The 24,790-nt window shown below is 57.3% G+C and carries 23 protein-coding genes; 4 read left to right on the forward strand and 19 right to left on the reverse strand.

Features of this window, described 5'->3' with window-relative positions:
* Window positions 1-138 precede the first annotated feature (138 nt).
* On the reverse strand, window positions 139-2,583 hold the full coding sequence (locus B5D49_RS11835) for a glycosyltransferase (RefSeq protein WP_078717920.1): 2,445 nt from the start codon (window positions 2,581-2,583) through the stop codon (window positions 139-141).
* A gap of 33 nt (window positions 2,584-2,616) precedes the next feature.
* Window positions 2,617-2,964, reverse strand: a complete 348-nt coding sequence (locus tag B5D49_RS11840; RefSeq protein WP_078717921.1) for a TraR/DksA family transcriptional regulator — start codon at window positions 2,962-2,964, stop codon at window positions 2,617-2,619.
* Between the two features lie 141 nt (window positions 2,965-3,105).
* Here B5D49_RS11840 and B5D49_RS11845 point away from each other — a divergent pair, with 141 nt between their 5' ends.
* The 3 genes from B5D49_RS11845 to B5D49_RS11855 all read left to right on the forward strand — a co-directional run bounded on the left by B5D49_RS11845 (window position 3,106) and on the right by B5D49_RS11855 (window position 6,169).
* Entirely contained in the window at window positions 3,106-3,570 is a 465-nt protein-coding gene (locus B5D49_RS11845) for a DMT family transporter (protein WP_234990730.1), read from the forward strand.
* 291 nt (window positions 3,571-3,861) lie between these two features.
* The gene (locus B5D49_RS11850; RefSeq protein ID WP_078717922.1) at window positions 3,862-4,719 is read left to right on the forward strand and encodes a UbiA-like polyprenyltransferase; all 858 of its coding nucleotides are present in this window, start codon (window positions 3,862-3,864) and stop codon (window positions 4,717-4,719) included.
* Between the two features lie 151 nt (window positions 4,720-4,870).
* Window positions 4,871-6,169 carry a mechanosensitive ion channel family protein gene (locus B5D49_RS11855; protein ID WP_078717923.1) on the forward strand — a complete coding sequence of 433 codons (1,299 nt, stop codon included), beginning with the start codon at window positions 4,871-4,873 and terminating at the stop codon, window positions 6,167-6,169.
* Window positions 6,170-6,270: 101 nt separating this feature from the next.
* Here B5D49_RS11855 and B5D49_RS11860 read toward each other — a convergent pair whose 3' ends face one another.
* The 14 genes from B5D49_RS11860 to B5D49_RS11925 all read right to left on the reverse strand — a co-directional run bounded on the left by B5D49_RS11860 (window position 6,271) and on the right by B5D49_RS11925 (window position 19,608).
* A complete protein-coding gene (locus tag B5D49_RS11860; RefSeq protein ID WP_200806801.1) occupies window positions 6,271-7,590 on the reverse strand; it encodes an aminotransferase class III-fold pyridoxal phosphate-dependent enzyme in 1,320 nt (439 codons plus the stop codon).
* Window positions 7,590-8,486 (reverse strand): aldo/keto reductase, encoded by an 897-nt coding sequence (locus B5D49_RS11865; RefSeq protein WP_144019468.1) that lies wholly within the window; start codon window positions 8,484-8,486, stop codon window positions 7,590-7,592. The genes B5D49_RS11860 and B5D49_RS11865 overlap by 1 nt, the downstream gene beginning before the upstream one ends.
* A 28-nt stretch (window positions 8,487-8,514) precedes the next feature.
* Window positions 8,515-9,246 carry a class I SAM-dependent methyltransferase gene (locus B5D49_RS11870; RefSeq protein ID WP_078717926.1) on the reverse strand — a complete coding sequence of 244 codons (732 nt, stop codon included), beginning with the start codon at window positions 9,244-9,246 and terminating at the stop codon, window positions 8,515-8,517.
* A 69-nt stretch (window positions 9,247-9,315) separates the two neighbouring features.
* Entirely contained in the window at window positions 9,316-10,374 is a 1,059-nt protein-coding gene (locus B5D49_RS11875) for a hypothetical protein (protein WP_078717927.1), read from the reverse strand.
* 30 nt (window positions 10,375-10,404) lie between these two features.
* Window positions 10,405-10,650, reverse strand: a complete 246-nt coding sequence (locus tag B5D49_RS11880; RefSeq protein ID WP_078717928.1) for an acyl carrier protein — start codon at window positions 10,648-10,650, stop codon at window positions 10,405-10,407.
* 44 nt (window positions 10,651-10,694) lie between these two features.
* Window positions 10,695-11,252 carry a hypothetical protein gene (locus B5D49_RS11885; protein WP_078717929.1) on the reverse strand — a complete coding sequence of 186 codons (558 nt, stop codon included), beginning with the start codon at window positions 11,250-11,252 and terminating at the stop codon, window positions 10,695-10,697.
* Window positions 11,249-12,178, reverse strand: coding sequence for an LbetaH domain-containing protein (locus B5D49_RS11890; RefSeq protein ID WP_078717930.1), 930 nt, complete (start codon window positions 12,176-12,178; stop codon window positions 11,249-11,251). The genes B5D49_RS11885 and B5D49_RS11890 overlap by 4 nt, the downstream gene beginning before the upstream one ends.
* Window positions 12,179-12,187: 9 nt before the next feature.
* Entirely contained in the window at window positions 12,188-12,961 is a 774-nt protein-coding gene (locus tag B5D49_RS11895) for a TIM barrel protein (protein WP_078717931.1), read from the reverse strand.
* A gap of 4 nt (window positions 12,962-12,965) precedes the next feature.
* A complete protein-coding gene (locus B5D49_RS11900; RefSeq protein ID WP_078717932.1) occupies window positions 12,966-13,781 on the reverse strand; it encodes a cytidylyltransferase domain-containing protein in 816 nt (271 codons plus the stop codon).
* A gap of 53 nt (window positions 13,782-13,834) precedes the next feature.
* Window positions 13,835-14,854 carry an N-acetylneuraminate synthase family protein gene (locus B5D49_RS11905; protein ID WP_159447219.1) on the reverse strand — a complete coding sequence of 340 codons (1,020 nt, stop codon included), beginning with the start codon at window positions 14,852-14,854 and terminating at the stop codon, window positions 13,835-13,837.
* An 81-nt stretch (window positions 14,855-14,935) separates the two neighbouring features.
* The gene (pseC, locus tag B5D49_RS11910; RefSeq protein ID WP_078717934.1) at window positions 14,936-16,054 is read right to left on the reverse strand and encodes a UDP-4-amino-4,6-dideoxy-N-acetyl-beta-L-altrosamine transaminase; all 1,119 of its coding nucleotides are present in this window, start codon (window positions 16,052-16,054) and stop codon (window positions 14,936-14,938) included.
* On the reverse strand, window positions 16,051-17,031 hold the full coding sequence (pseB, locus tag B5D49_RS11915) for a UDP-N-acetylglucosamine 4,6-dehydratase (inverting) (RefSeq protein ID WP_078717935.1): 981 nt from the start codon (window positions 17,029-17,031) through the stop codon (window positions 16,051-16,053). The genes pseC and pseB overlap by 4 nt, the downstream gene beginning before the upstream one ends.
* Window positions 17,032-17,347: 316 nt before the next feature.
* Window positions 17,348-18,556: a pyridoxal phosphate-dependent aminotransferase gene (locus tag B5D49_RS11920; protein WP_078717936.1), complete on the reverse strand. Its 1,209-nt coding sequence runs from the start codon at window positions 18,554-18,556 to the stop codon at window positions 17,348-17,350.
* Between the two features lie 161 nt (window positions 18,557-18,717).
* Window positions 18,718-19,608, reverse strand: coding sequence for a hypothetical protein (locus B5D49_RS11925; RefSeq protein ID WP_144019470.1), 891 nt, complete (start codon window positions 19,606-19,608; stop codon window positions 18,718-18,720).
* 341 nt (window positions 19,609-19,949) lie between these two features.
* Between B5D49_RS11925 and uvrA the strand changes: the two genes are divergently transcribed.
* On the forward strand, window positions 19,950-22,757 hold the full coding sequence (uvrA, locus tag B5D49_RS11930) for an excinuclease ABC subunit UvrA (protein ID WP_078717938.1): 2,808 nt from the start codon (window positions 19,950-19,952) through the stop codon (window positions 22,755-22,757).
* A 214-nt stretch (window positions 22,758-22,971) separates the two neighbouring features.
* On the opposite strand, the gene B5D49_RS11935 is transcribed toward uvrA, so the two are convergent.
* The 3 genes from B5D49_RS11935 to B5D49_RS11945 form a co-directional block, all read right to left on the reverse strand.
* Window positions 22,972-23,400: a hypothetical protein gene (locus B5D49_RS11935; protein WP_078717939.1), complete on the reverse strand. Its 429-nt coding sequence runs from the start codon at window positions 23,398-23,400 to the stop codon at window positions 22,972-22,974.
* Window positions 23,397-23,729, reverse strand: coding sequence for a hypothetical protein (locus B5D49_RS11940; RefSeq protein ID WP_078717940.1), 333 nt, complete (start codon window positions 23,727-23,729; stop codon window positions 23,397-23,399). The genes B5D49_RS11935 and B5D49_RS11940 overlap by 4 nt, the downstream gene beginning before the upstream one ends.
* Window positions 23,730-23,907: 178 nt before the next feature.
* Window positions 23,908-24,786: a hypothetical protein gene (locus tag B5D49_RS11945; RefSeq protein ID WP_144019472.1), complete on the reverse strand. Its 879-nt coding sequence runs from the start codon at window positions 24,784-24,786 to the stop codon at window positions 23,908-23,910.
* Window positions 24,787-24,790 lie beyond the last annotated feature (4 nt).

Here is a 24,790-nt window from a genome sequence, read left to right on the forward strand (position 1 = left end):
GCCTGTCCAATCTATGGACTCCTTCCAACCCCACGCCCCCGACCGCGCAAGGCGCGGGCAGTAAATGGGATCCCAAAGGGTCGCGGACCCTTTGGCCGCCGGAGCATTGCTTCTCAGCTCCGCAGGGCCGCGCACAGGTTACGAGTACCGCCCGGAGCGCACGGATTCGCCAAAGATTTCCCATGTTTTCAGAAAAGTGGCGTCAAACGTCCGTTGTTCCATGGATTGGCGCGCATTTTTCGCCATGTAGGTCCGACGTTCCGGATAATCGATGAGTCCGAGCATGGATCTGGCAAAGGCATCCGGATTGCCGGCTTTGCAGATCATACCGGTTTGGTCCGGGCGGATGTTTTCCTGCGGTCCTCCCAGGTCGGATACAATGGCGGGCAGTCCCGAGGCCTGGGCTTCCAGCACCACGTTGCCGAAGGTGTCCGTGGCCGAGGGAAACACGAAAATATCCGCACTGGCATAAGCCTGGGCCAGTTCTTCCCCTTCCAGCACTCCGGTAAAATGGGCCGGAAGGCCGCGCAATTCCCGACGCATTTCTTCCAGGTACGGTCCGTCGCCCACGATGACGAGTTCGGTTCCTGGGCGCTGGGCATGTACGGTACGAAAGGCCCGGCAAAGCACGTGCAGATCTTTTTCCCGCGAAACACGGCCCACATAGAGAAACTTGATGCCGGACCCCATGTCCCGCTTGGAGAAAAATCCGTTCCGCTTGGAGGGATGGAATCGTTTGGTGTCCACGCCTCTGGGGTAGACGATGATTTTTTCCGGATCGATCCCTTTTTCGGCCAGTTCCTCCCGCACGGCGTGCGACGGCGCGTAGACAACGCTCATCTGGTTATAAAACCAGACCATGAACCGCCAGGCCGCATCTTCCAACACCTGGTCATCCGTAAGCGAACCGACGTATTGCGGAAATGCAGTGTGGTAGGTGCCGTGGAAGGGCAGTTTGAGAATTTTGGACACGGCCAGGGCCGCCATACCCACCGGGCCGGGCGTGGCCGCAAGGATGAAGTCGAAGTCCTGTTCAAAACAATAGGTCAGCATGTCCAGCAGGGGCGGATAGTAGAGCTTGATTTCCGGGTATTCCGGGATGCTCATGCTCCCCACCGGCTCAAAACTCCGCACGCCGCATTCGTCGCGTCCCTGACCGCAGGTAACCACGTGCATTTGTTTGTTGTGGCGGCCGACCAGGGAGAGTTGCTGCCGGATGGTGCGCGCCACGCCGTTGACCTCGTCGAACGTGTCGGTGAAATGCGCGACCTTAAGCCCCTGAGCGCGTGGCCGTTTTGGACGGCGGTCAAATGTCTTGAGCACCTCGTCGCAAAAACGGCGCTCCCGGGAAAAGAGGTCATAGCTCACGAAATAGGGCGCAAGCAGGGCGTAGAACGATCCTGCGGAACCAAGGGTGTGAAAAATATCGAAAAACTGTCCGTTGGTCACGGTCTGCATGGTGCGCTCGGCAAATTGATGCAGAATCCGCCCGGCAGCCCGATTCACGAACCGGGACCATTCGGCTTCCAGCTCCGGCACGTCCTTGACCTGTCCATCGGCGAGATCGGAAAAGCGTTTGTCGTGCAGGATCAAATCCGTGGCCTCGGCAAGCATCATGTCCTTGGCATTGCGCCCCCGGGCAAAACGGCTCCAGTAGGCGGTCTTGCCTCGACTGACCAGCCGCCGCAGTCCTGCGAACATGCCCGGCTCGGCGCTGTGGCGCGGATCCAGGGCGTTGTCCGCAAAACGAAAGCAGACATGCCGGGTTTCCGAAGAGTGGGAGCCGATGCGCTGCTTGTAGAATTGATAGGCAATGCCGTAGAGATTGTGGGCCATGGTTTGCGGGGTGGCCGGAGTTCCCTCGGGACGCCCGGAACGCAGCCGGATGCGTTGCTTGAGGTTCTCCAGCGTGGCGGGACCGTCGAACGCGGTGTGGAACCGCCCGATGTTCAGGGAGGAGTGGTCATCGGATCCGCCCGTGAGTCCTTTTTTCCATGGTGCTTCGCCGTACGGCTCCAAGCCGTGTTTATCGGCCAGGCGTTCCAGGTCGTATCGGCTCAGAGAGCCGACGATGTCGCGCAGCACCTGATTTTGCATGACGTCCCGGGTGCCGTTCAGCTCAAAATTGTTGAACAGCAACAGACATTGTTCAAAATGTTCCGGGGTGAGCCGGTCGTTCACGGCAAAGAGCGGATGAGCCAGGACGTGCGGAATGTTATGTTCCCGCAGCCAGGGCACCAGCTCGAACACATCGGGCCGCAACCGGGTGATGTCCTGATGTTGCTCCTCGGTGATGTCGTAGGCCAGCACATGCAACTTGCATTTATCTTCCGGGAAATACGTGGTGATCTCCTCGGAAACAAAGGCATCCGGCAAATGCGCGATTTCCAGACTCCCGGCCAGGGTGTTGTGGTCCGTTATCGTGACCAGCCCCATGCCCATGCCCTTGCAGACTTCATAGATGAGACGCGGCTCCGTGAAGCTCTCGGGGCAACCGATTTTTTGCAGGAGCCATTGCGAGGGCCGGGTGGAGTGCCTGGAGTGGACGTGCAGATCAATGCGAAAGGATGATTCGCCGGACATGGGTAAGCCCCTTGTGAGATGTTGTGCGCCGGATCAGGCGCAGGCCGGCAGGCTTCGTTCGGCCTCGGCCTGACAATGGACGCACAGTTCCGTGGCGGGATTGGCCTTGATGCGGGGCAGGCCGATGTCCTGGCCGCATTCCAGACAGATGCCGAAATCGTCGTCCAGATCCAGCCGCTTGAGCGCCCGCTCCAAGGCCTCTGCCTGGCGGGTCCGGCGGGCGCTGAGAGCCATTTCCATGGTGTGCTGGGTCAGGAGGGTGGCATAGTCCGTACTGTCGGCGCAGTTCTCCAGAGCGACTGCCTGGTTGGACTCCTGCTGCAACAATTTCAATTGCTGTTCCAAGTGGCGTCGAATTTCCTGTTTGTACTTCGTCGTCATGGCTGCATTCCTCCACGCATGGCTGAGGGATTGAAATTGCAAGAGCTATACACCTGTTTTTTTGGTGGCGTGTGGCGGAATGGTCACGATTTGTCGACGGTTGCCCGACAAAAGAACGAAAATAGAGCCATGGACCTTGGCGTGAAAGCGGCGTATCACTGCCGCATGAAAAGCATGTACATTCTCATCGCCATGGTGGCGGGCTTTTTGGTGCCCATGCAGGCAGGCATCAATGTTCGCCTGAAACAGGCCGTTGGCGACGCCGCCGCGTCCGCCCTGGTCTCCTTTGCTGTGGGTACGGTAGTGCTGGCGTTGTGGTGCGTATTCACGCGGCCCATAGTGCGGGACGTACTCGCGGCCCGCGGACCGTGGTGGATGTGGACCGGCGGACTTTTCGGCGCGTTTTTCGTGGCCGCCACCATTTTGCTGGCCGAAAAGGTCGGGGCCGGGGCCATGCTCGCCTGGATCATCGCCAGCCAGCTCATGGGCGGATTGATCCTGGACCATTTCGGGGCGTTCGGTTTTGCCGTGCGTGAAATCAGCCCCATCCGCGTGTTCGGGGTCGGCCTTCTGGTGCTCGGCGCGGTGATCGTACAACGCTTTTAACAGGCGGCCCCTAGCGAAATGCTGTGTCACGGCCGCCCAGTACACGGGCCTTCGCATTTGGGGAATCCACTTTGCACCGTGCATTTTATCCGGCACAGCACCGCTTTTTTTCAGCAAATCCGACATATGCGTTGCTTGCTGCCCAGTACAATCTCCCGACACAGACACGTACGCCTTTTTCCCCGGGGCGTTGCGAAAACGCATTTTCCACGCTTCGCGCCATTTTTGCGCGGAAAGCAGCTCGTTTCGCTCTTCCCAATATCCAATCAAAAACACAAAGGTTGACGACGTATGGCTTTTTGGAATGATTTCAAGGCTACCTGCCGGATGATCAAGATCGAACATTCCGTGTTTGCTCTGCCCTTCGCCTATATGGGCCTGTTTCTGGCCTCTGCCGGACGACCCGGGGTGGGGGAATTCCTGGCCCTGACCGTGGCCATGGTTGCGGTGCGGTCCTTTGCCATGACCATGAACCGCTTGCTGGACATGGATATTGACGCCAAAAATCCGCGTACCAGCGGCCGCCCTCTGATTACGGGAGAACTGAGCCGGGCCTTTGCCTGGAAATTCGCGGCAGGTTGCGCTGTGGTCTTCGTGCTGGCCTGCGCCATGCTGAACTGGCTCTGCCTGATGCTCTCGGTTCCCGCGCTGCTCTGGTCCGCATTCTACAGCCTGACCAAGCGCTTCACCCATTGGTGCCATTTTGCACTGGGTTCGGTGCTGGGCCTGGCTCCGGTGGCGGGCTGGCTGGCGCATGATCCCACCCTGACCCTGCCCGCGAGCCTGTTCTTCTGCGGCGTTACCTTCTGGGTGGCCGGGTTCGATCTGCTCTATGCGGCCCAGGATGAGACGTTCGACCGGGAACAGGGACTGCGCTCCATTCCGGCCCGGTTCGGGCTGAATGCTGCGCTGCTGGTGTCTTCCCTTTCGCACGTCATGGCGGCGTTGTGCTTTTTGCTAGGCGGCTGGGCAGCCGGACTGGGCGGCATATATTTTCTGGTAGCGGGTGCGGTTTCCGTGGTACTGCTTTGGGAGCATCGGTTGCTCAGCGCCGAGGACATGAGCCGGGTGAACACGGCCTTTTTCACGCTCAACGGTGTCATTGCCGTGGGGCTGTTCGCGGGCGTGCTGCTGGATCTGTACCTCTGATTTCCCGGCCGGAAAACACTGCTGCGTGCCGTTTGCACCGGCCGGACGAAAAAAGGAGACATTGGCAGCGAATACCAACGATCAATACTGCATTCGCGCAACAGCTTGATACGGTACGGCACGTTCCCACGGCGTTGGGAAAGGGAGACGCATGGAAGCACAACAATGGGGCGAATGGTGGAGCCTGTTGGAAAGCTGGTTTCGGACCACGGTCCTGACCTGGAATATGGCTTTTCAATTGGGCGCCGTGCTGCTCTGCGCGGCCCTTGGCCTGGCTCTGGGACAATTGGCGCGCCGGGCCTACCGCCGACGGTTTGAACAGCAGCTCCGGGCCGAGGCGTTTTTCGGCAAGGTGTTCCGGGCCGTGGAGCGTGTGGTCTGGCTCAGCGTGGCCGGGGCGCTGCTCACGGTGGCGGGAGTGGCCTTCCGCAGTCTGGATGAACCGGCGCGGCTGCTGGACGTAGCCACCACCCTGACCCTGGCCTGGATCGCCATCCGACTGGCCTCGGGCCTGATCCTGAACCGCTTCTGGGGACACGCGGCCTCGGTGTCGGTCTGGGTGCTCGTGGCCCTGGACGTGGTGGGGCTTTTGGATCCGCTTCTGGCCTTTATGGACGGACTGGGCATGAATTTTGGCGACGCACGCGTCACCCTGCTCCAGGCCATCAAGGCTGTCCTGCTGTTCGTGCTGTTGTATCAGCTGGCCGCGAACCTAAGCCGCTTTTCCGATGAGCAACTCCGGCGCAACGCCCAGTTGACGCCATCGGCCCAGGTGCTGTTCGGCAAGGGCGTCAAATTTTCGCTGTTTGCCCTGGCGTTCGTGCTGGCGCTTTCCAGCGCCGGAGTCAATCTGACCAGCCTGGCCGTGCTCTCCGGCGCCATCGGCGTGGGGGTGGGCTTTGGACTCCAGAAGATTTTCGCCAACCTGGTTTCCGGGGTGATCCTGCTCTTTGAAAAATCCATCAAACCCGGCGACACGCTGGAAATGAGCGGGGTCTATGGCGTGGTCACGTCATTGAACGCCCGTTTCACCTCGGTACAAACCCGTGACGGCAAGGAATACCTGATCCCCAACGAAAATTTGATCACCAACGACGTGGTCATCTGGACCCACACCGATCCCAATGTGCGCCTTAAAATCCCAGTGGGTATTTCCTACGACGCGGATCCGCGTCTGGCTTTGCAACTCATGGAGGAGTCCGCCCGCAAGGTCCGCCGCGTGCTGCCCGACCCGGCTCCCGCTGGCCGGCTCACCGGATTCGGCGATAACTCCGTAGACCTGGAGGTCCGCATCTGGATTCGTGATGCGGATCAAGGCGTGGTCAATGTGCAGAGCGAAGTGCTCCTGAACATCTGGGATGCGTTTAAGGAACACAACATCGAAATCCCCTTCCCGCAACGCGACATCCACGTCCGTACCCTGCCGCCGAAAGTCGAGGAAGGAAAGTAGACAACATTTGCACAGTTCAACAATAAACCCCTTTTCATGCTAAAAAGGGGCTTATTCTCGTTGGAAAAGGAAATCATCGTCCCATCATGACGATGGAGAACTCAGTTCAACCGCTTGAACATGGTCTGCGATGGTTTTCCTTTCAACCGTGCATCCAAATCATTCTTGTCCACTGCCTCGGCAATGGCTGCAAAGGCATTGTCCGCCGCCGCAAGATATCGGTCCACATGCTCATCCGTATGTGCGTAACTCACATAAAACAAATTTGAGGCAAGGATGCCCTGCTCCAGCATGAGTTGCACATAATAGGCCTTCACCTTTGGGAACGCTTCATGTTCAATGGAAAAATGGCCCATGGGTTCCAGTCCGCCAGCATGCACCTTCAGACCGTGCTTCTCGCCCAGCGCTTCCCACCCCTTCATGACACGACCGCCGATGCGAATCAGATGCTCCGGCACATTCTCGCGTCTATGCTTGCCAATGGTCGCCAAAGCTGCGGCAAAACCGATTCGCTCAGTCCAATGCGTCGAACTGATAAAACTGCCTTGCGCGGCCTGCATTACGGATTCACGGCCGATAACCGCTCCAATGGCGTATCCGTTGCCCATGGCCTTGGCAAAAACCGCCATGTCCGGTTCCACGGAATGCTTGACCAGATGTGCTCCACCTGTATTGAGCCGGAACCCGGAAGAAATTTCATCCATGATGAAGACGGCCCCTGCCTTGTCGGCGAGGGTACGTACTCCTTCGATGAACCCGGGGGCCGCTTCCAGATTCCGCAACGGCTCCATAACGATTGCCGCCAGATCATCTCCATGAGCAGCGACGATTGCTTCCAGTTCGTCCAAACGGTTGTAGCGGAACGGGAGGGCCGTGCCGCCCAGATGGTCCGGCACCCCGGCAGGATCCAACCCCGTCAGCAAATGATCGTTCAGCTCATTGCCGGTGCCGAGATTCGCAGCCAAATACCAATCCTGCCAGCCATGGTAACCGCAAAACGCAACAATGTTACGACGGGTATGCGCCCGGGCGATACGAACGGCAACCCCCATGGTCTCGCCTCCTGCTCTGGCATAGCGGACCATGTCCGCCCAGGGATGCAGCTCGCACAACAATTCCGCGAGTTCGACCTCCTCAGGGCAATTCAACGAACTGGCAACGCCGCCGGAAACGGCCCGCCGTACGGCTTCATCGACTTCGTCGTCAGCATATCCCAGGACACAGGCTCCAATGCCTGCTATGCTCATATCCATATATTCATTGCCATCCAAATCCCATACCGTGACGCCTTTGGCTCTGGAATAGTAGCCGGGCCAAATTCCGAGACTGAACATATCCGGTCGCTTGGACAACAGCTGACACATTCCGGGGATGCGTTTCTTGGCTCGTTCCTGCATGGCAAGGGATTGCTGCAATTTCATCATTCGCTCCAAAGTGCGGGATTCAGCACACGTTCCTGCACGTTATCAAAGGTTGCTTGAATGTCCTGAAAACATTCGTCCGAAAGCGTGGTGGACCAGGAGGCCAGATTGTCCAGCACTTGTGCGTCTGTTTCCGCTCCGAACAAGACCTTGGCATTCGGCGCCGCAGCGCGGATATACCCCAGGGATAATTGTTGGGGGGTCAAGTCCCACTTGGCGACCAGCGCATTGAATCGCCGCACGCTGTCGCCTGCAAAGGCCATATGTTCCGGCAGAGTCGTGGGAGTATGAAAGACAAGTCCTTGAAGGAATACGCTCCGAACATACAGGGTTTTTCCTAGACGCTCGGCCAGGGTGTAAACACCGGCCCGCTCAAAACGTCGATCAAAAATATTCCCGGGAATCTGTACCATGTCGATTCCCTCGGTTTGTAATGCACGCAACGCAGCCTGCGGTGAATACACCGAAACGCCCACGCGTCGCAGCAATCCGTCTTTTACGAGGTCTGCAAATATTTGCCCCACCCCCTGCTTCCAATCATCAAGAAACTCCTCGCGATGGAGCAACATGCCTTCCAGAGCGGAAATCTGAAGCCCATCCAGCGAACGGTTTACTGCGGATCGGACGGCAATGGGCGAGCGCAAATCAAGTTTCGTATCAGGCTTGCTTACGACCCGGACGCGTGCGGCGCAGTTTAATTGCTGAAAGCAACGGCCCAGGACGCGTTCGCTGTCTCCGTAGCCTTGTGCCGTGTCGAACTCCAATACGCCATTTTCCACGGCGGCACGCACTATGGCCAGAGCTTGTTCATGGTCGGGCCGCCCTGAGGTGTTGGCAATGCCATAGGGCAAGCCCAGTTGAACGGTACCGAGGACGAGACGGGAAAAAGTAGTCATAAAATACAACCGATTCTGCTTGGCAAAACTATCTAGGCCGGATCACTAAAATATCTTCGCGAGTATGCCCAAAGGGAAGTTCGGGATTCTGAGGAAGAATGTAGGCACTGCAACCAAGCTTTCGAATATAAGCGGTCAACGCCAAGACACTTTCGTCGTCGAACTGTGCATTGTCGGGGTCCGGTTTGCAGTCCACGACTTCTTTGCATTCCTTCGTCGAATCATTTTGGGAACAAAGGCGATTCCATTCCTCCTGGAAACGGATCCCTTCGTCAGAATCTAAAAACCGTTGTTTCAAGCTGGTGTTGGGTATGTCGCCCAGGAGCAGCCTCCCTCCGGGGGCCAGGAGGGAAATGGCCTTTTCCACAAAAGGAACCAAGTCATCCTTACGCAGGCAATGCAGTACACTATAGCTCAAAATTTTATCATATCGCTCATCATTGAAAGGGAGAGTCAAAAAATTTCCTGCCATATACCGGACGTTTTCCCCCTTAAAGCGTTCTTGGAGCCGTGCCAGACAATCCGGGTGATCCACAGCCGTGGCTTGGGCTACGAGAAAAGAAAGAGGAATAAAAACTGTTCCAATATTGCAACCGATGTCCAGAAGGGAATCTGATGACTGTATACTGAGTTTGGAAATCAGGTCATTGACAATACGGCGTTCCGCATCGGCTTGGATACAATAACGACCGGAGATTGCGGTAGTGTTTTCAACGCACTTCGCATACTTGCCGTAATTTTCAAATGTAACTTCGCCCATGTAGCTCCCCTTTATCGTATCCGTCAAAAAAATATCGTCCAGGATTTCCCGCCAAACTTGGTGGTGTGATCACTCAAATTGCAAAGAATTGATGTACTTTTCTGCATTTTCCCGGATCTCATGAGCAGCAATTCGGACATCAAAATAGCGGACTCCCCGAAACATCGGAACAATCCTGCCGCCAAAACCCCGTTTGAAAAAAGAAATTCCCAGATCCTTTTTTGAAGGGAAATCGTATAACTGTTGCCCAAACTGCTGTAGCCCAAGCTCGAAAAACGGGATTCCCCGTTGTTTGTAATACTCTGCTGCAGCCCAAATAATGGAGTGCTCCAGCGGTATACCCCCCTCATAATCGGGATCATCCGCAGCGGAGCCGTAGTAGCAACTCAAGGCACTATGAAAGAAATAAGAAATGGCAACAAAGGAATCTCCATCCTTTATCCCAAGCAACATCCCTTCATCGTTTAACAATGCCGAATATTGCTCCTCAAAACTTTGTAAAGGGCGAGTGATACGCCCTGCAGTTTTGTGGTGCATTTCACAATATTCATCAAAAAGCTCTCTGTCCGGTGAAGAAAAATCCGACACAACATAAACGAAATTTTGTTTCGCTTTGTTGATCATGGGTTTGTATCGACGCCGAATTCCGGCATGCAACGTGTCTGGATCCTGCCGAAGATCCAGTAAAGCGCTGGCCAAAGACACGTCCAGAAAGCCCTGCTGTTGGAGGTAATTGCTGTCCGGATTGGTAGCTGGATCGATCAGCATCCGCATTTTGGCCGCGCCCGTTGATAGACCAATCGTCTCCAACTCTTCGTAACAACGAGAAAGAATTTTGCGTTGATGCGTTTTCCCGGTTTCGGGATGCACAAACGGGGACGGGGCGAATCCCGCCCCGAAACCGAGCTGACGGCAAGGAGGGAAGTCGACGAGAAATAACGGGACCAACGCCAGTGGCACTCCGTCGCGGACCACTATGAAAGAGCAATCATCAAGAAGATGCTTCCCACAATAGGCCCGCTGATACTGCAGATACCCATACGTATACCGCCAGGGGCAACCAAATTCAGCAACAAACTGCTTCCAAAAACTCTCAAAATTTTGGTCCCCAGCACGAACTAATTCCATACGGTCACTCTGTGGTCATCCTGTTCATATTTAGTTTGCAACTGTTTTTGCATACTGCTCATACAGGGTGTCGAAACAATCCTGGTCCGTTACCTCCATCTCGCCGATGTCGATGCCGAGAGTTTCTTCGGTGGAAAGCAGGATGTTCATGATGTCGAGCGAATCCAATCCGTACTCGGCAAATGTTTCGTCGTCTCTGATAGGAGGTTGCGGAGTGGAAAGAACCCCGGCAACGGCCGTATGAAATGCAGTGCGAAAATCATCCTTGGAGATCATGGAACTCCTCCTGAAAAAAAATGATGTCAAAAATGGAACCGAGCCTATTCGGCATAAAAATAAATTTCTCCAACCTGTTCACCGTCACCAACAATCCGGCCTTCATAAAACCGTTTGTTGATACAGCGCTTGTATTCAATGCCACAGGGGAAATCTGGTTGTTTATGTACCTTCAACCTTGTAAACAAAAATTTATTCTTGGAATCTTTCAAAACCTGGGTATTCAGCAACGTTTTAAATCCAACCACACAATATCGTGTAAGTGAAAACGACGCAGGCAAGGTTTCAGCAAAAACCATCTGATCTTTCCATGTCAAATAGCTCTGCAAGGTTGCTTCGTCATCCTCCACACTTTCCGTAAGCATATCCTGCCCCTCAATCACCCACAAACGGTGTGAGGAATCCTGGTATCGGCCCACGACTGACTCCGCGGGAATATCGGTCAGTTCACCGACAATACGAAATTGCTTTTTACATTTCCGCTGAACAACAAAATCAAAATTCCAGTCCTGACCGACGCTAAATTCAGCAAGAATCGCATCCAGTATATCTGCGCCGAGCACATAGTCCCGATCCCCTCGAATTAACTGCTGTGTTGTCATTTTTTCTTGACCATCCGGGCGATGTTGAGTTTGTGGTCAACGGCGAAATTGCCGGACACGTCTTTTCCATCCGCAACATCAGACACAACAACCGCACCGATTTTTACAGATGCCGCTTCTCCGAGATGTAGCGAATTACTGACCAACGCCCCGGCTCCAATCCAGCAGTCGCTGCTCACCTGGGTTCTTCCGGCGATCAAGGCCTTGCTGGAGAGCGTGCATCGATCCCCCACACAGGCATCATGTCCAATGGACACACCAAATCCAAGATGACATTCATCGCCAACAACAGTGAAGCCGCCATGATAAACGGCAGATGCTACGGTGCTTTGGGCCTGGATTCGCACATCCTTCCCGATGCGAACCCCCCCAAAATGGACGATATGCGTTTTTTTGCCCTGAATTATCCGGGGAAACAGCCCATCCTCCCCCACGACGACATGCGATCCTATGCGGGTTCCGGCGCCAACCACGGTATTGTCGTGAAGCACGGCATACGGACCGACAGTGACGTGCTCTGCAATGTGCACGTTTTTGGCCAAAACAGCTGTTTCGTGTATCTCGGCAGTGGGATGGACAAACGGCTCCACAAAAACATCCGCGGCACCTGAGACCCTGTGCAATGGAGCATTGTGCACGAGATAAAACAACTCTTCAGCCTTGGAGGAGAGCACAACCCCTCGGGATGCCGAAATCTCCTTCAAAGCCTTGTCCGCGACAACCACCTGGGAAGAGAGGAAGATGGTTCTGATATTATCGTTTTCCAGGGCGCGATACAGATACTTCCGGTTTCCTGCAAAGCAGGCGGCATTCGGCATGTCGCTCCAGGGCAACCCGGTGCGAACAGTGTCGGCAAAGGCTGATTCACCATACAGCTGGTAAGTGCCGGAGTATCCCGACAGTCTGGATAACATTTCGGCTATCATGCTTTTTCCTTAGAGACTCGACCCATCGGCTATTGACCTGAGCTTCTCCATGTCCCGCTGAAAATCGCGGAGGCCGAAACTAAGATCCTTCGGCGTTTCAATCGTGACCCAGGCATTATCCGGCAATGCCTGAAGAATCTCGCCGAGGGGGAAATCGCCATTGCCAAATCCTTCATGCCGGTCTTGAACACTGGAAAGATCCCCATCGGATAGATGGAATCCAACTGGATTCATTTGAAAAAAACGCTGCAAAAAAAGTTTCCAGTCCGTCTTGAGAGCATTTGCCGCATATATCGCATGTCCAACGTCCAAGACAAACCCGGAAAACCCCTGCGATTCAGCGATGATGGCCACTTGTTCCGGCGTGTACCCAACACAGGACTGGTCATCCAGCCCCACCTTTGGCACATTTTCAATCACAAGCCGGGGTTCCTCAAACAATGCCCCCTGCCGAACAACTTCTGCCACTGTGCCGCCGAACCCCCCGTGCAAAATAATCCACGGCGAATCGAACAAATCGGCAAAAAGACGTGCATCCCGAATCAGTTCCACGTTTTTTGAAAAAAAGTCAGGATGGGAAATATTAACGCCATGCCCAAAATGCGGGCCATGAATAGTGACCGGAAGCGGAAAATTCTGAAAGTGTGCGGCGCAGTTTTCATATGATCCTGGAACGGCATATAGCTCCACATAAGAAAAAAGACCAACATCCGCGGCATGACGAACGTCTGGAAGCAAGTCCGTGTTTGTTGAATACAGTTTCAATCCGGGACGCAAATGCATTTCCCTACCTGGAATCCTTACCCGAACCGGCTGTGTCTGCTTCTGCGCGTAATGACTTAGTGAGTCCTTCGTTCCGGGGTATCTCGCCATTCAACGCATGAAGGCCGGTTTCCGAAAGAAACGCCTTGATTTCTTGAAAAGTGGGGATCGAGCCATCGGAATACAGTTCCGTGATGATCTTTTGGACAACTTCAAAATCACGCGATTCATCCACGGTGATGCGGATGGCGCTGTCATCGGAATCATTTTTCAATCGCCGAATATCATACCGCTCGGGATGGTTGTGGATAAAAAGTGTGACGTGTTCGCGCTCCGAGGGGAGACTCGCCTCCTTCCAGGCTTCTTCCAAAACAGTTCGCCGAAACACACAGCAATCCAACCCCTCGGCAAAACTTGGACCCAGCCCGACAAAATCGCATGAAGAAGCAGCCATTTCCGAAAGCACCCGATCACATACCCCGGGATCCAGCAACGGGTTATCTCCGGTAAGACGCATCACATATTGACAAGTGGTTGGCCTGACCGCCTGATAAAACCGGTCAAGCACATCTTGCTCAGACCCACGATAAACAGTCACGCCTTCCTGGGCGCAAAATGCGGCCACGGCGTCATCCTCTGCGTTTTCCGTGGTGGCGACGATGAGGTCATCAACCCGCGACAAACGAACTCGCTCCAATAAATATCCCAGCAACGGTCGATCAGCCACGGACTTGAGCACCTTTCCGGGGAGCCGCGTGGACCCCATCCGGGCCTGGATCACCGCAACAACCCCTCCCGGGAGCACCTGACTTTTTTTCCCTTTCGCCGTTCGTTCCGACATGCGTTCTTATCCGTATTCTCCAGCTTCCATCAGTCGCTATGGAGCTGTAGAAGCTATGAATCGGTTATGTTTAATCCTTCCCAAGAGAACCCCTCCCCTTGGGCGATGTCCTTACGGACCGACGACCCCACAAGGGTAAGGAAATGCCGCTTACGGATATCCCCGGCCGGTCGCTGTATCAAAATGTCTGCAGGCTGCAAAACTTCACCCTTCCGAATGTCCCGGGCGGCGTAAAGCCCCTCACGCCGACTTTTTGCACGCTCCCACGGGAGCATGCATTTTTCCGCGCTGCCCAGGCAAGTGTGGGCCTCGTTGATCATGGCAACATACGTAACCAGCTCTTCCGGCTGCATGGCGAAGAAATGGTCCGGTCCGTCGGAATTCCTGTCCAGCGTAATATGCTTTTCAATGACCGATGCTCCCCGGCCGACAGCGGCCACGGCCGCGGCCATGCCGGTAGTATGATCAGAAAACCCGACGGGGCAGCCGTACAGTGAAGCAAACGTGTCCATGACACGCAGATGCACATGTTCCGGCGGAATGGGGTACATGGCGCCGCACTGCAACAAAATAACATTCTCATTCCCGGCCCGGCGACAAATCTGCACGGCATCGTGAATGTCCACCAGGTCGCACATACCCGTAGAGATGATTACGGGTTTGCCGAATGAGGCAATGTGCGAAAGCAAGCCGGGCTTGGCTGTTTCCGAAGAGGCAACCTTGTAGGCAGGAACGCCTGCGGCTTCGAGCTTATCCGCGGACTGCTCATCAAAGGGAGAGGCCATAAAATGGATACCAGCCTCATCGCACCGGGCCGCAAGATCCGTAAGCCAGCCGCTGTCCAGCTGAATGGAGCGAAAAATGTCGTGCATCTTCGTTTCGGCAGGATACATCTTGTCCGCCTGGAACAGCTGAAACTTGGCGGCATGCGCCCCGGCTTCCGCAGCCAGGTCGATCATGCGGAAAGCCTTGTCCTTGGACTGGTCGTGGTTTGAGCCGATTTCTGCGATGACGTAGGGCGGATTCGAAGCGCCGACTTCTTTCCCCGCGATGGATACCGTTTGCTTCAGCATGGTCGCTCTCATTCGTTGTCGGATAGTTTCAAGAAAATTTCGGAGGTAACTCCCACCAAGGCCGGATAGGGTTCGACGATCTCACGCCGGGCAGGTTTCAAGCAGAGTCCGGACCACGAATGCAAAATCCTCTTCCCCCAGCCCAGGAAACATGGGCAGGGAAAGGATTTCATTCACGGCGGCTTCGGCTACGGGGCATTGACCGGGCGCTGTTCCGAGGCGTTCCCGGTAGTAAGGGTGCAGGTGTACGGGACGGTAGTGGACCTGCACACCGATGCCCTGTTGCCGCAAGTCCGCGAAGACCCGGTCGCGTTCGGCGACGCGCACCACATATAAATGATACGCGTGCTCCACGCCGGACTCGGCCCCCAGGGGGCGCACCGGAGTACCCTGAAAGCGTGCGTTGTACCGTTCCGCAATCTCCCGACGCCGGTCAAGGGACGCCGGCAGTTTGTGCATCTGGGTAATGCCCAGCGCGCACTGAATGTCAGTGATGCGGTAGTTGTAGCCCAATTCCACCATGTCATATTGCCAAGCGTGCGCCTTTTCCCGCTGGCGTGCCGTGGTGGTGATGCCATGATTCCGAAAACGCCGGGCGTTCTCAGCCAGCGTTGCATCCTGCGTCAGGACCATGCCTCCCTCGCCCGTAGCCACATGCTTGACCGGGTGGAAGGAAAAGATGTTCATGTCTCCGAAGGTGCCTGCAGCGACCCCGTCCACAGTGCGCGCGCCGATGGCGTGGCAACTGTCTGCAATGAGTTGCAGTCCATGCCGGTCAGCCAAACGACGCAAAGCTATCCAGTCGCAGGGGTGGCCGGCGTAATCCACGCCGACGATGGCTTTGGTGGCCGGAGTGACCAGCTCGGCTGCCTGATCGGGATCAATGAGGAGCCGGTCCGGGTCCACGTCCGCAAACACGGGCTGCGCCCCGCAATACAGCACGGCATTGGCCGTTGCCGCAAAGGTCATGGCCGGGACGATGACCTCGTCGCCAGGCCCGATACCCAAAGCGGCCATGGCCGCGTGCAGGGCCGCCGTGCCGCTGGAAACGGCCACGGCATGCTTTGCCCCGCAAAAATCGGCCACACTGGACTCAAACTCGCCCACCCGCGCACCGCAGGTCAGCCAGTCAGAACGGAGCACCTCGGTGACGGCGCGAATATCTTCTTCGTCAACGCTCTGGTGCCCGTAGGGAATCATTCCAGCCCCGCCAACTTGCACAGTTCTTCATGCGAAAGCCACTGCTTGTTGTCCCGGGAATTGTATTCAAACCCATCGGGAACCGGTTTGCCTTCGTATTTTTCGTAGCGCGGCGCCAGATTGTTGAAGGTCGGCTTGATGATGAAGCGATCGCCGATGTCAATGGTGTTGCGGGCCTCGTCTTCAGGCACCATGACCTCATGCAGCTTTTCCCCAGGTCGGATGCCGATGACTTCTGTGCGGCACTCCGGGGCGATGGCTTTGGCCAAATCCACGATCTTCATGGACGGGATCTTGGGGATGAAGGTTTCGCCGCCCACCATCTTTTCCAGGCAGGAGATCACAAAGTCGATGCCCTGATCCAGGGTGATCCAAAACCGGGTCATGCGCGGGTCCGTGATGGGCAGAACACCCTCGGCCCGCTTCTTGACGAAAAACGGCACCACGCTTCCCCGGCTACCTACCACGTTGCCGTAGCGCACCACGGAAAACGTGGTTTCACGTGTTCCCTGATAGGCGTTGGCCGCGATAAAGAGCTTATCGGAGCAGAGCTTGGTGGCCCCATAGAGGTTGACCGGATTGGCCGCTTTGTCCGTGGAAAGGGCGATGACCTTCTGTACATTGTTATCCAGCGCCGCATTGATGATGTTCTGGGCGCCGATGATGTTGGTCTTGATGCACTCAAAGGGATTGTATTCCGCGGCCGGAACCTGCTTCATGGCTGCGGCGTGAATCACATAGTCGATATTATGGAAAGCGCGGTGCAGACGTTCCTCGTCCCGAACGTCCCCGATGAAATACCGCAAACAGGAATGCTGCTCCGGAGAAAACGTCTGGGCCATCTCAAACTGTTTCAGTTCGTCGCGGCTGAACACCACCAGGCGCCGTGGCTTATAGCGTTCAAGAATGGTGCGTACCATGGCCTTGCCAAAAGAACCCGTGCCGCCCGTGATCAAAATTTGCTTGTTGTCGAACATGAAGGCGTATTCCTTGGATGATTAGGCCCAGAGGTGCCGAAGCACTTCCAGGCAATGGAGACAATACGTCGTCGGTCAACCCTTCGACCCACCGCAGCAAGGCGCTACGGCCGTTCACGAGCGCTACACGCCGGGTCGGACCTCATCCCCTGGATGAGAGGTATCCATAGTCCTTCCACGAAGTGAGGTAAAGTGCAAATCATCCGGCCCACGGGTGCATGGATGGCCAACCCGGGCAGCGGCGACAGGACGGGAATAGGATCCCTCTGTCGCCGCATGGCCAGGCCGGGTTGATTCCGTTCCGACGAGCGTAGGTTTACGCTCCTGCCGAGGCTCGGAAGTTTTGTACCGCACGGGCGAAGCCTTCAGCGCTTCGGTCGATGATGGCCTTGTCGCAGCAGAAGGACAAGCGCACGAACCCGGGCATGCCGAATCCCCGTCCGGGAACGGCCAGGATGCGCTCCTCCTGCAATGCCGCGCAAAAGGCCACGTCGTCGTCGCTGCCCGGCACCTGCGGGAAGAAGTAAAACGCTCCCTTGGGCATGGCGTAGGTCATGCCGGCCTGATCCAGCACAGCGGCCATGGCCGCACGGCGCTCGGCGTACACCGAAGTATCCACCTGGGAACCCAGAGACTTGACCATCAACCGTTGCCCGATGGCGGGGGCGTTCACAAATCCCAAAATCCGATTGGTGAGCACCAGCCCGGCCATGAGTTCGGCTTTCTCCGGCATGGCCGGATTCAGGGCCACGTAGCCCACGCGCTCACCGGCAAGGGCCAAATTCTTGGAAAAAGAGCTGCACAGCACGGTGTAGGGATACATGCCCAGGGCCGCGGGCGCCTGCACACCGTCATACGTCAGGAACCGATACGGCTCGTCCAGCAGCAGGAAGATGGGACGTTCCCGGCCCTCGGACTTGCGGGCCAGCAGTTCGCCCAGGGCGCGCATCTGTTCTTCAGTGTAGACCGCGCCCGTGGGGTTGTTGGGCGAGTTCACCAGCAGCACGCGTGTCTTGTCCGAGATGGCGGCTTCCAGCGCGTCCAGGTCTGGAGCAAAATCCTCTTTGCGGGCAGGCACGGGCTTGAGCGTTGCGCCGGAATTTTCGGCATAAAAACCGTATTCCACAAAATAAGGGGCAATGCAGACCACTTCGTCGCCCGGCTCCAGAATGGCCCGGTACAGGGCGTTGAGTCCTCCGGCCGCACCGCAGGTGATGATCAGATCATCGGCCTGCAGGTCCACGTTTTGTTCACGCCCGAGATGCTCTGCCAGAGCCTCCCGCGCAAAGGGGTAGCCCGCGTTGGGCATGTATCCGAAGATCATGGGTTGATCGGCTTGATCGGCCAGCTCGCGAACGGCCTGTGCCATGGCGGGCGGCGGGGGCAGGTCGGGATTGCCCAGGCTGAAGTCGCATACCGCGTCCTCGCCGAATTGCTGTTTCAGTTTGGCTCCGGTCTCGAACATTTTTCGAATCCACGAGGCCCGTTCCAGGTACGTGCTGATTTGTTGGGACAAAATACGCATTGACGCTTCCGCTCCTGTGAATTTTATGGGTGAAGCGGCAGGATACGCAAAATCTGGCCGGGACGGAAGAGCTGGATTCTTCGGTCCCGGCCCGATGGTGAAGGAACAAAACCTCGGGGATGTTGGTTTGTGACGATGGGGGCGTTTCTTTGTGAGTCCGGTCAATCCAACACCAAGGTCAGGCCCACGAGCAAAACAGCCTCCGATGCGGTCATCCCCGCGAAACTGCGTCGCAGAGCCGGAGCGTATTCCCGATACCGTTCGTCGTGGTGCGGCAATTCGCGGGCGGCCTGCCGCTCCTCTCTGTCGTAGTTGGCGTAATACATGCCCGTTAGCGAGCAGGCGAAAAAGAAATTGGCCCAGGCCATGCCGAACATGGCCGAGGACACGGAGCGTGCCAGTCCGCCCGGTTCGTGCCCTTGCAACAGTTCCAAAAGAGCCGGTCCCAATGCCCCGCCTCCGCTCAAAGCCAGGAAAAACGCCCAGGCCGTGTCCTTGGCCTGTCGCAATTGAAGCACGCCGTGAAGCCGCCGCACCAGGGCGGCATTGTGCGGATGCTCCGCATTCGGCTGGTCCGCGGCATCGTCCGGATCCCCGGCACCTGCCAGCCGCAACATCCGCACCCGCTCCATAAGGGTTTCATAGGCGCGCTGCTCGGTCCACCCTTCGGACTCCCAGCCCATCTTTCGACAAATATTGATCCCGTCGGCCTGATAATACACCGCCACCTGCCGATCCGGTTCCGGGGCAAAGGGATGGCGGCGCACCACGCGGTAGGCCACGTGCGGAAACGGTGACCGCACCCATTGGCCGCTGTGTTCCCGAACCATGTCCCGTAGATATTGCGCGGCCTTGCGTGCGGTCCAGCCCTGGGAGGCGCGGCCCACCATTTCGCAGATCTTGACCCCGTTGCGGCGATAATACACCGCAAAGCATGCATCCTTGGCCGGTCCGGTGCCACCGGCCACGGCGCAGCACGCCACATACGGATAGGCGGTTTTCGACCAGTTGCCCATATTCATCCCCTCATTGCCGGTCGATTGTGCATCCATTGCCGATTCACCCGCGCTGAGTGGGGGAATGTGAAGAAAAACCGCAGGTACTCGGGGGCAGTTGCAGGATCCGGACAAGAGAGGAGGACATCCCTTTGGTATTGGACATCCCAATAGCTTGAGATAAAAAGAAAAACAAAACGAGTCCAATTCAATCAAAAGAAGCGGGTTATTCTGAATATACCCGGAAACATAGTGTGGCGCAAGATCAATGGCGGTATTCTTTTACCACCGGCCGAAAAAGTGACGCACCAAAACGCAACCCAATGTAAAAGAAACAGTTCCCTTCAAAAAAACGGAACCTCGCTTGCCATCTTTCCGGGAATGATTATCATCGCGTGATGAAGAACACTGAATCCCATTCCGCTGACAAGCGTTGCATCCATATCGAAGGAGCCAGGCACCACAACCTCAAGGATCTGACGCTGGACATCCCCCGCGACAAGCTTGTGGTGGTCTGCGGACCGTCCGGTTCAGGCAAATCCACCCTGGCCTTTGACATCGTCTACGCCGAGGGCCAGAGACGCTACGTGGAATCCTTGTCCGCGTATGCCCGCCAGTTCCTCCCGCAGATGGACAAACCCCAGGTGGACAAAGTGGAGGGACTTTCCCCGGCCATCAGCCTGGAGCAACAGACGTCCACACGCAACCCGCGCTCCACCGTGGGCACGGTCACCGAGGTGTACGACTTTTTGCGCGTGTTCTTCGCCCGTTTGGGCCGCTTCCACTGCCCCCAATGCGGCAAGCCCATCCAGGCGCAGACCCAGGATGAAATCGTGGAGAACATCCTCGCGCTGCCCGAAGGCACCAAGTTTCTGCTCCTGGCGCCGCTGGTGGACCACCAAAAAGGCACGCACAAGGACTTGTTCGCCAAGTTGAAAAAAGAAGGTTTCGTTCGCGTGCGCGTGAACGGCGAGGTCGTTGCACTGGACGATGCACCGGACCTGGAAAAAAACAAAAAACACAGCATCGACCTGGTGGTGGACCGGTTGGTGGTCCGACCCGGCATGCGCACCCGCCTGGCCGATTCCGTGGAACTGGCGCTGACCAAAGGGGAGGAATCCCTCACGGTTTCCGTGGTTGGCGGCAGCCATGCCCCCACCGGCGACCGGCTCGTGTCCACGCTCTCCACCTGCCCGGACTGCAAAATTTCCCTGCCCAGGCTCACCCCGCAACTCTTTTCCTTCAACAGCCCCCAAGGCGCTTGCCCAGCCTGTTCCGGCATTGGAGCGGTGGATTATTTCGAGCCGGACCTGCTCGCGCCCAACAAAGGGCTTTCCCTGAACAAGGGAGCCGTCATCCCCTGGAAAAACGCCCGGCTCTTCGCCAAGCACGCGGACGCGCTCAAAGCCGTGGGCAAGAAGCACGGCTTTACCCTGGACACGCCCGTGGGCCAATTCACGCCCGAGGCATGGCAGGCCATGTTCTATGGCGACAAGGCCGCAGATTGGGAAGGGGTCATCCCCAAGTTGGAACTGGGCCAGCAAATGGGACCGATCTGGCGGGACGAGCTGGCCCGTTTCCGGCAATCCCGCCCCTGCCCGGCCTGCAATGGAGCACGCTTGCGGCCGGAATCCCTGGCCGTTCGTGTCCGCAGCGGCGACGGAACCGGGAACGAACCCGGGCCAAACATCTTTGAGTTCGTTTCCATGTCCATTGCCCGCGCCTTGGAATGGCTCAAAGGGCTGACCTTCGAGGGACACGAAAACCTCATTGCCGACCCCCTGCTCAAAGAATTGATCCACCGGCTCGGATTCATGGTCAATGTCGGCCTGGATTACATCTCCCTGGGCCGGAACATGTCCACGCTTTCAGGCGGCGAAGCCCAGCGCATCCGGCTGGCCTCCCAGCTCGGGTCCGGGCTGGTGGGCGTGACCTACGTGCTGGATGAGCCGTCCATTGGCCTGCACCCCCGTGACAATGAACGGCTATTGGCCACGTTGCGCAGTCTGCAAGGACGCGGCAATACCGTGCTGGTGGTGGAACATGACGAGGAAACCATCCGCAACGCCGACCATGTCCTGGAACTTGGCCCGGGATCGGGCATGCTCGGCGGGGAACTGGTGCATGAGGGGGATGTACCATCCCTGCTGCAAGGCCAGACCCTGACCGGTAAATACCTGCGCGGGGACATGCGTATCGAACAGCCCGAAAAAAAGGTGGAACCCACCGGCTGCCTCACCCTGCGCGGAGCCGAGACCAACAACCTGAAAAATCTGGACCTGGAAATCCCCCTGGGACAGCTCGTATGCGTCACCGGGGTGTCCGGCTCTGGCAAAAGCTCCCTGGTCATGGATTCCCTCTATAAGCACATCGCCCTGGCCCAAGGCATCAAGGTGGACAACCCGGGACGCATCACCGGCATCGACGGGCTGGAACAAATCGAAAAAATCGTGTCCATCGACCAGACCCCCATCGGCCGAACCCCGCGCTCCAATCCGGCCACCTACACCAAGGTGTTTGATGAAATCCGAAAAATCTTTGCCGGCACCAAGGATTCCAAGACCCGCGGATATCAGCCGGGCCGGTTCAGCTTCAACGTCAAAGGCGGACGCTGCGAAAACTGCCGGGGCGACGGCCAGATCCGGGTGGAAATGCACTTTCTCCCCGATGTGTACGTGACCTGCAACGTCTGCAAAGGCAAACGATACAACGCCCAAACCCTGGAAGTGGAATACCGCGACAAAAACATCGCGGACGTGCTGAACATGACCGTGCGCCAGGCCAAGGCATTCTTCGAAAATCATCCCGTGCTGCTGCGCAAGCTCACCGTGCTGGAGGAAGTGGGCCTGGAGTACCTCAAGCTCGGTCAACCCGCCACCACCCTTTCCGGCGGCGAAGCACAGCGCATCAAGATCAGCCGGGAACTGGGCAAACGAAGCCTGCCCGGGGCGCTGTACATTCTGGACGAACCCACCACCGGCCTGCACATGCACGAAGTGGGCAAGCTCATCAAGGTACTGCGCAAGCTTGTGGACAAAGGCGCCACGGTCATCGTTATCGAACACAATATCGATGTGATCCGCGCTGCCGACCATGTGGTGGACCTGGGACCAGGCGGTGGAGAAAGCGGTGGACGTATCGTGGCCGCGGGTTCGCCCGAACAGATCCAGGCTGATCCGCATTCCGTGACAGGCAAGTTTTTGTAGCCCTCGGCGGCCCTGCGGCTGAAAGGCAGGCCTTCGGCGACCAGGAGGCCCGCGGCCCCCTGGACCCCCATTTACCGGTCTCGCGCTCCGCGCGGCCGGGGGCGTGGAGCTAGGAAAAGTCTTTGGAAAGGGGGTCCAGGGGGAAAAACCTTTCTTCAGAAAGGTTTTCCCCCTGGTCGCCGAAGGCCGTCTCTTTTTCTTCCGTTCCTTCCGGCTAGGTTGATCCGCACCATTTCATCCACCAGCAAGTAGCAAGCCCCCAGCAGACGCTCCAGGCAAGGGTCACGACCAACTGCAATCCGGAGTCCGGCATGGGTGAAGGCTCTGCGGCCAGCGGCGGCAACACGCCCGTCAGCATGGTTACGGCCGGGAGCAAGGCAACGAGCAATCCTTTGAGTGTAGCGCTTTGCAGGGACCAACGGGGAACGCAGGCCAGGGCGCACAGTGCTCCGGCCATGGCCGACCGGCTCAACCAGGGAAAACCCGGCCAGGAAGCCGCGTCCACGCCCATATTCCGTTCCCAGAGCACGCCGCAAAGATAATAAGCCAGGACAGCGCCGATCACCCCACCCAGCACGCCTCCGGTAACAGCCGTGGAGAGCCGCAAGGCCAACCGTTGACCAGGCCGTTTTCGGCGGCTCACGAATGGTTTCCTCTTTTCTGAGGGGGTTCGGAGGCGGAGTCGCTTTTGCCGCTTACATCGCGTCGCAGCAACAGGCGCATCCCCCAGCCGAAGAGAAACATGGGCAACAGGAGCATGGCCAGGGTCATAACCTTGGCCGCGCCCCCCGGGAAAAATCCCCGGACCATGCCCAGGGGAAGCAGGATCAGAATGGGAAGCTGCAACAGCGCCCCCACCCCCGCCCAGAGCCGGAGCCGTCGGGGATGGGTGGATTCCGATCCGGGCTGCGGCCAGGAGATGCGCCACAGGCAGAGCGCCCCCAGCATGGAGAGAAAAAGAAGAACGGCCATGCCGCCACATAGCTGAAAACAGCGGAAAAGAAAACGCTGCTACCGTCTTGGTTGCCGAATGGCGCAAACTGTTCACATACTGTGGAACGCGGCAAATCAACGCTCCGGCCGCAAACGGGCAAAAAAAAGGACGGAAAGGGCGTACCTTTCCGTCCGGAATGGTATGGGAAAACCGGAATCAGCTGTTGCTGAACTGGGCCACCCGCAGGGTTTCGGCCTCGGACCCGTCCTCGGTTCCGGGCGTGACCATCACGTTGACGTAGAATTTCTTGGCCCGGTCAAAGGCGAATGTCCCGCCCATGATGGCCACCCGCCAGCCCAGATAATCGGCATAGGACGCCGACATCAGGGACTGATCCGGGTCGGTTCCGCCCCGGGAGCGCGAAGCCACCATGGTCATGACGGTATCCGGGGCAAGCCGGTCCATGGCAAAAGCCAGGATCACGTATTCCCGTTCCACAAGGCTTGTGCCGTCCACTTTCTCACAATTGGCTTTGGCAAAGTCGTACAGCGCCGTCCAGGAGGCACTGCGCGTTCCCACCTGCTTTTCCCACAGCTCGTAGCGGACAACGTAAAATTCCACGCGCGGAGTGAGGGTAAACACGGGCCGGGCAAAGCTTTCGTCCAGCACCACGGTGTCGCCGTCCTCATGATATTCCAGCAGACTTTGGATGGCGCAGCCGCGCTCCCGTTCGTCGAGCAGCTTGACCACACTGTGGACCCGGGCCTTGCCGTTGACTTCCTCGGCGGTGAAGAAATCCACTTCTCCCACCTTGAAGCCTTCGTAGCGGAAGTTGCTCTCGCGTCCGGACCGGCTCGCGGTGTCGGCAAACTTCACCTGGGGAACCGGCTCGTTGTGCCGCAGGTCATTGATCTGCGAGGCCAGGGCCACGCGATAGACCGTGCCCGCGGCTTCCAGCCCCAGGGGGGTTCCCGCGGAGCGCATCTGCGCCGGAGTTGCTTCCACCACGGTGGATCCCGTGGTCTGGCACCCCAGCGTGGTCAGAACGGACAGCAGGGCCAACAGCAACAGAAAACGAATCATTGTTGTACGCATGATG

It is taken from the genome of Paucidesulfovibrio gracilis DSM 16080, from assembly GCF_900167125.1.
GTDB lineage: Bacteria > Desulfobacterota > Desulfovibrionia > Desulfovibrionales > Desulfovibrionaceae > Paucidesulfovibrio > Paucidesulfovibrio gracilis.

Coding starts and splice junctions, on each gene's coding strand:
- B5D49_RS11835 (WP_078717920.1), bottom strand. CDS start 2,583: ATGTCCGGCGAATCATCCTTTCGCATTGATCTGCACGTCCACTCCAGG.
- B5D49_RS11840 (WP_078717921.1), bottom strand. CDS start 2,964: ATGACGACGAAGTACAAACAGGAAATTCGACGCCACTTGGAACAGCAA.
- B5D49_RS11850 (WP_078717922.1), top strand. CDS start 3,862: ATGGCTTTTTGGAATGATTTCAAGGCTACCTGCCGGATGATCAAGATC.
- B5D49_RS11855 (WP_078717923.1), top strand. CDS start 4,871: ATGGAAGCACAACAATGGGGCGAATGGTGGAGCCTGTTGGAAAGCTGG.
- B5D49_RS11860 (WP_200806801.1), bottom strand. CDS start 7,590: ATGAAATTGCAGCAATCCCTTGCCATGCAGGAACGAGCCAAGAAACGC.
- B5D49_RS11865 (WP_144019468.1), bottom strand. CDS start 8,486: ATGACTACTTTTTCCCGTCTCGTCCTCGGTACCGTTCAACTGGGCTTG.
- B5D49_RS11870 (WP_078717926.1), bottom strand. CDS start 9,246: ATGGGCGAAGTTACATTTGAAAATTACGGCAAGTATGCGAAGTGCGTT.
- B5D49_RS11875 (WP_078717927.1), bottom strand. CDS start 10,374: ATGGAATTAGTTCGTGCTGGGGACCAAAATTTTGAGAGTTTTTGGAAG.
- B5D49_RS11880 (WP_078717928.1), bottom strand. CDS start 10,650: ATGATCTCCAAGGATGATTTTCGCACTGCATTTCATACGGCCGTTGCC.
- B5D49_RS11885 (WP_078717929.1), bottom strand. CDS start 11,252: ATGACAACACAGCAGTTAATTCGAGGGGATCGGGACTATGTGCTCGGC.
- B5D49_RS11890 (WP_078717930.1), bottom strand. CDS start 12,178: ATGATAGCCGAAATGTTATCCAGACTGTCGGGATACTCCGGCACTTAC.
- B5D49_RS11895 (WP_078717931.1), bottom strand. CDS start 12,961: ATGCATTTGCGTCCCGGATTGAAACTGTATTCAACAAACACGGACTTG.
- B5D49_RS11900 (WP_078717932.1), bottom strand. CDS start 13,781: ATGTCGGAACGAACGGCGAAAGGGAAAAAAAGTCAGGTGCTCCCGGGA.
- B5D49_RS11905 (WP_159447219.1), bottom strand. CDS start 14,854: ATGCTGAAGCAAACGGTATCCATCGCGGGGAAAGAAGTCGGCGCTTCG.
- pseC (WP_078717934.1), bottom strand. CDS start 16,054: ATGATTCCCTACGGGCACCAGAGCGTTGACGAAGAAGATATTCGCGCC.
- pseB (WP_078717935.1), bottom strand. CDS start 17,031: ATGTTCGACAACAAGCAAATTTTGATCACGGGCGGCACGGGTTCTTTT.
- B5D49_RS11920 (WP_078717936.1), bottom strand. CDS start 18,556: ATGCGTATTTTGTCCCAACAAATCAGCACGTACCTGGAACGGGCCTCG.
- B5D49_RS11925 (WP_144019470.1), bottom strand. CDS start 19,608: ATGGATGCACAATCGACCGGCAATGAGGGGATGAATATGGGCAACTGG.
- uvrA (WP_078717938.1), top strand. CDS start 19,950: ATGAAGAACACTGAATCCCATTCCGCTGACAAGCGTTGCATCCATATC.
- B5D49_RS11940 (WP_078717940.1), bottom strand. CDS start 23,729: ATGGCCGTTCTTCTTTTTCTCTCCATGCTGGGGGCGCTCTGCCTGTGG.
- B5D49_RS11945 (WP_144019472.1), bottom strand. CDS start 24,786: ATGCGTACAACAATGATTCGTTTTCTGTTGCTGTTGGCCCTGCTGTCC.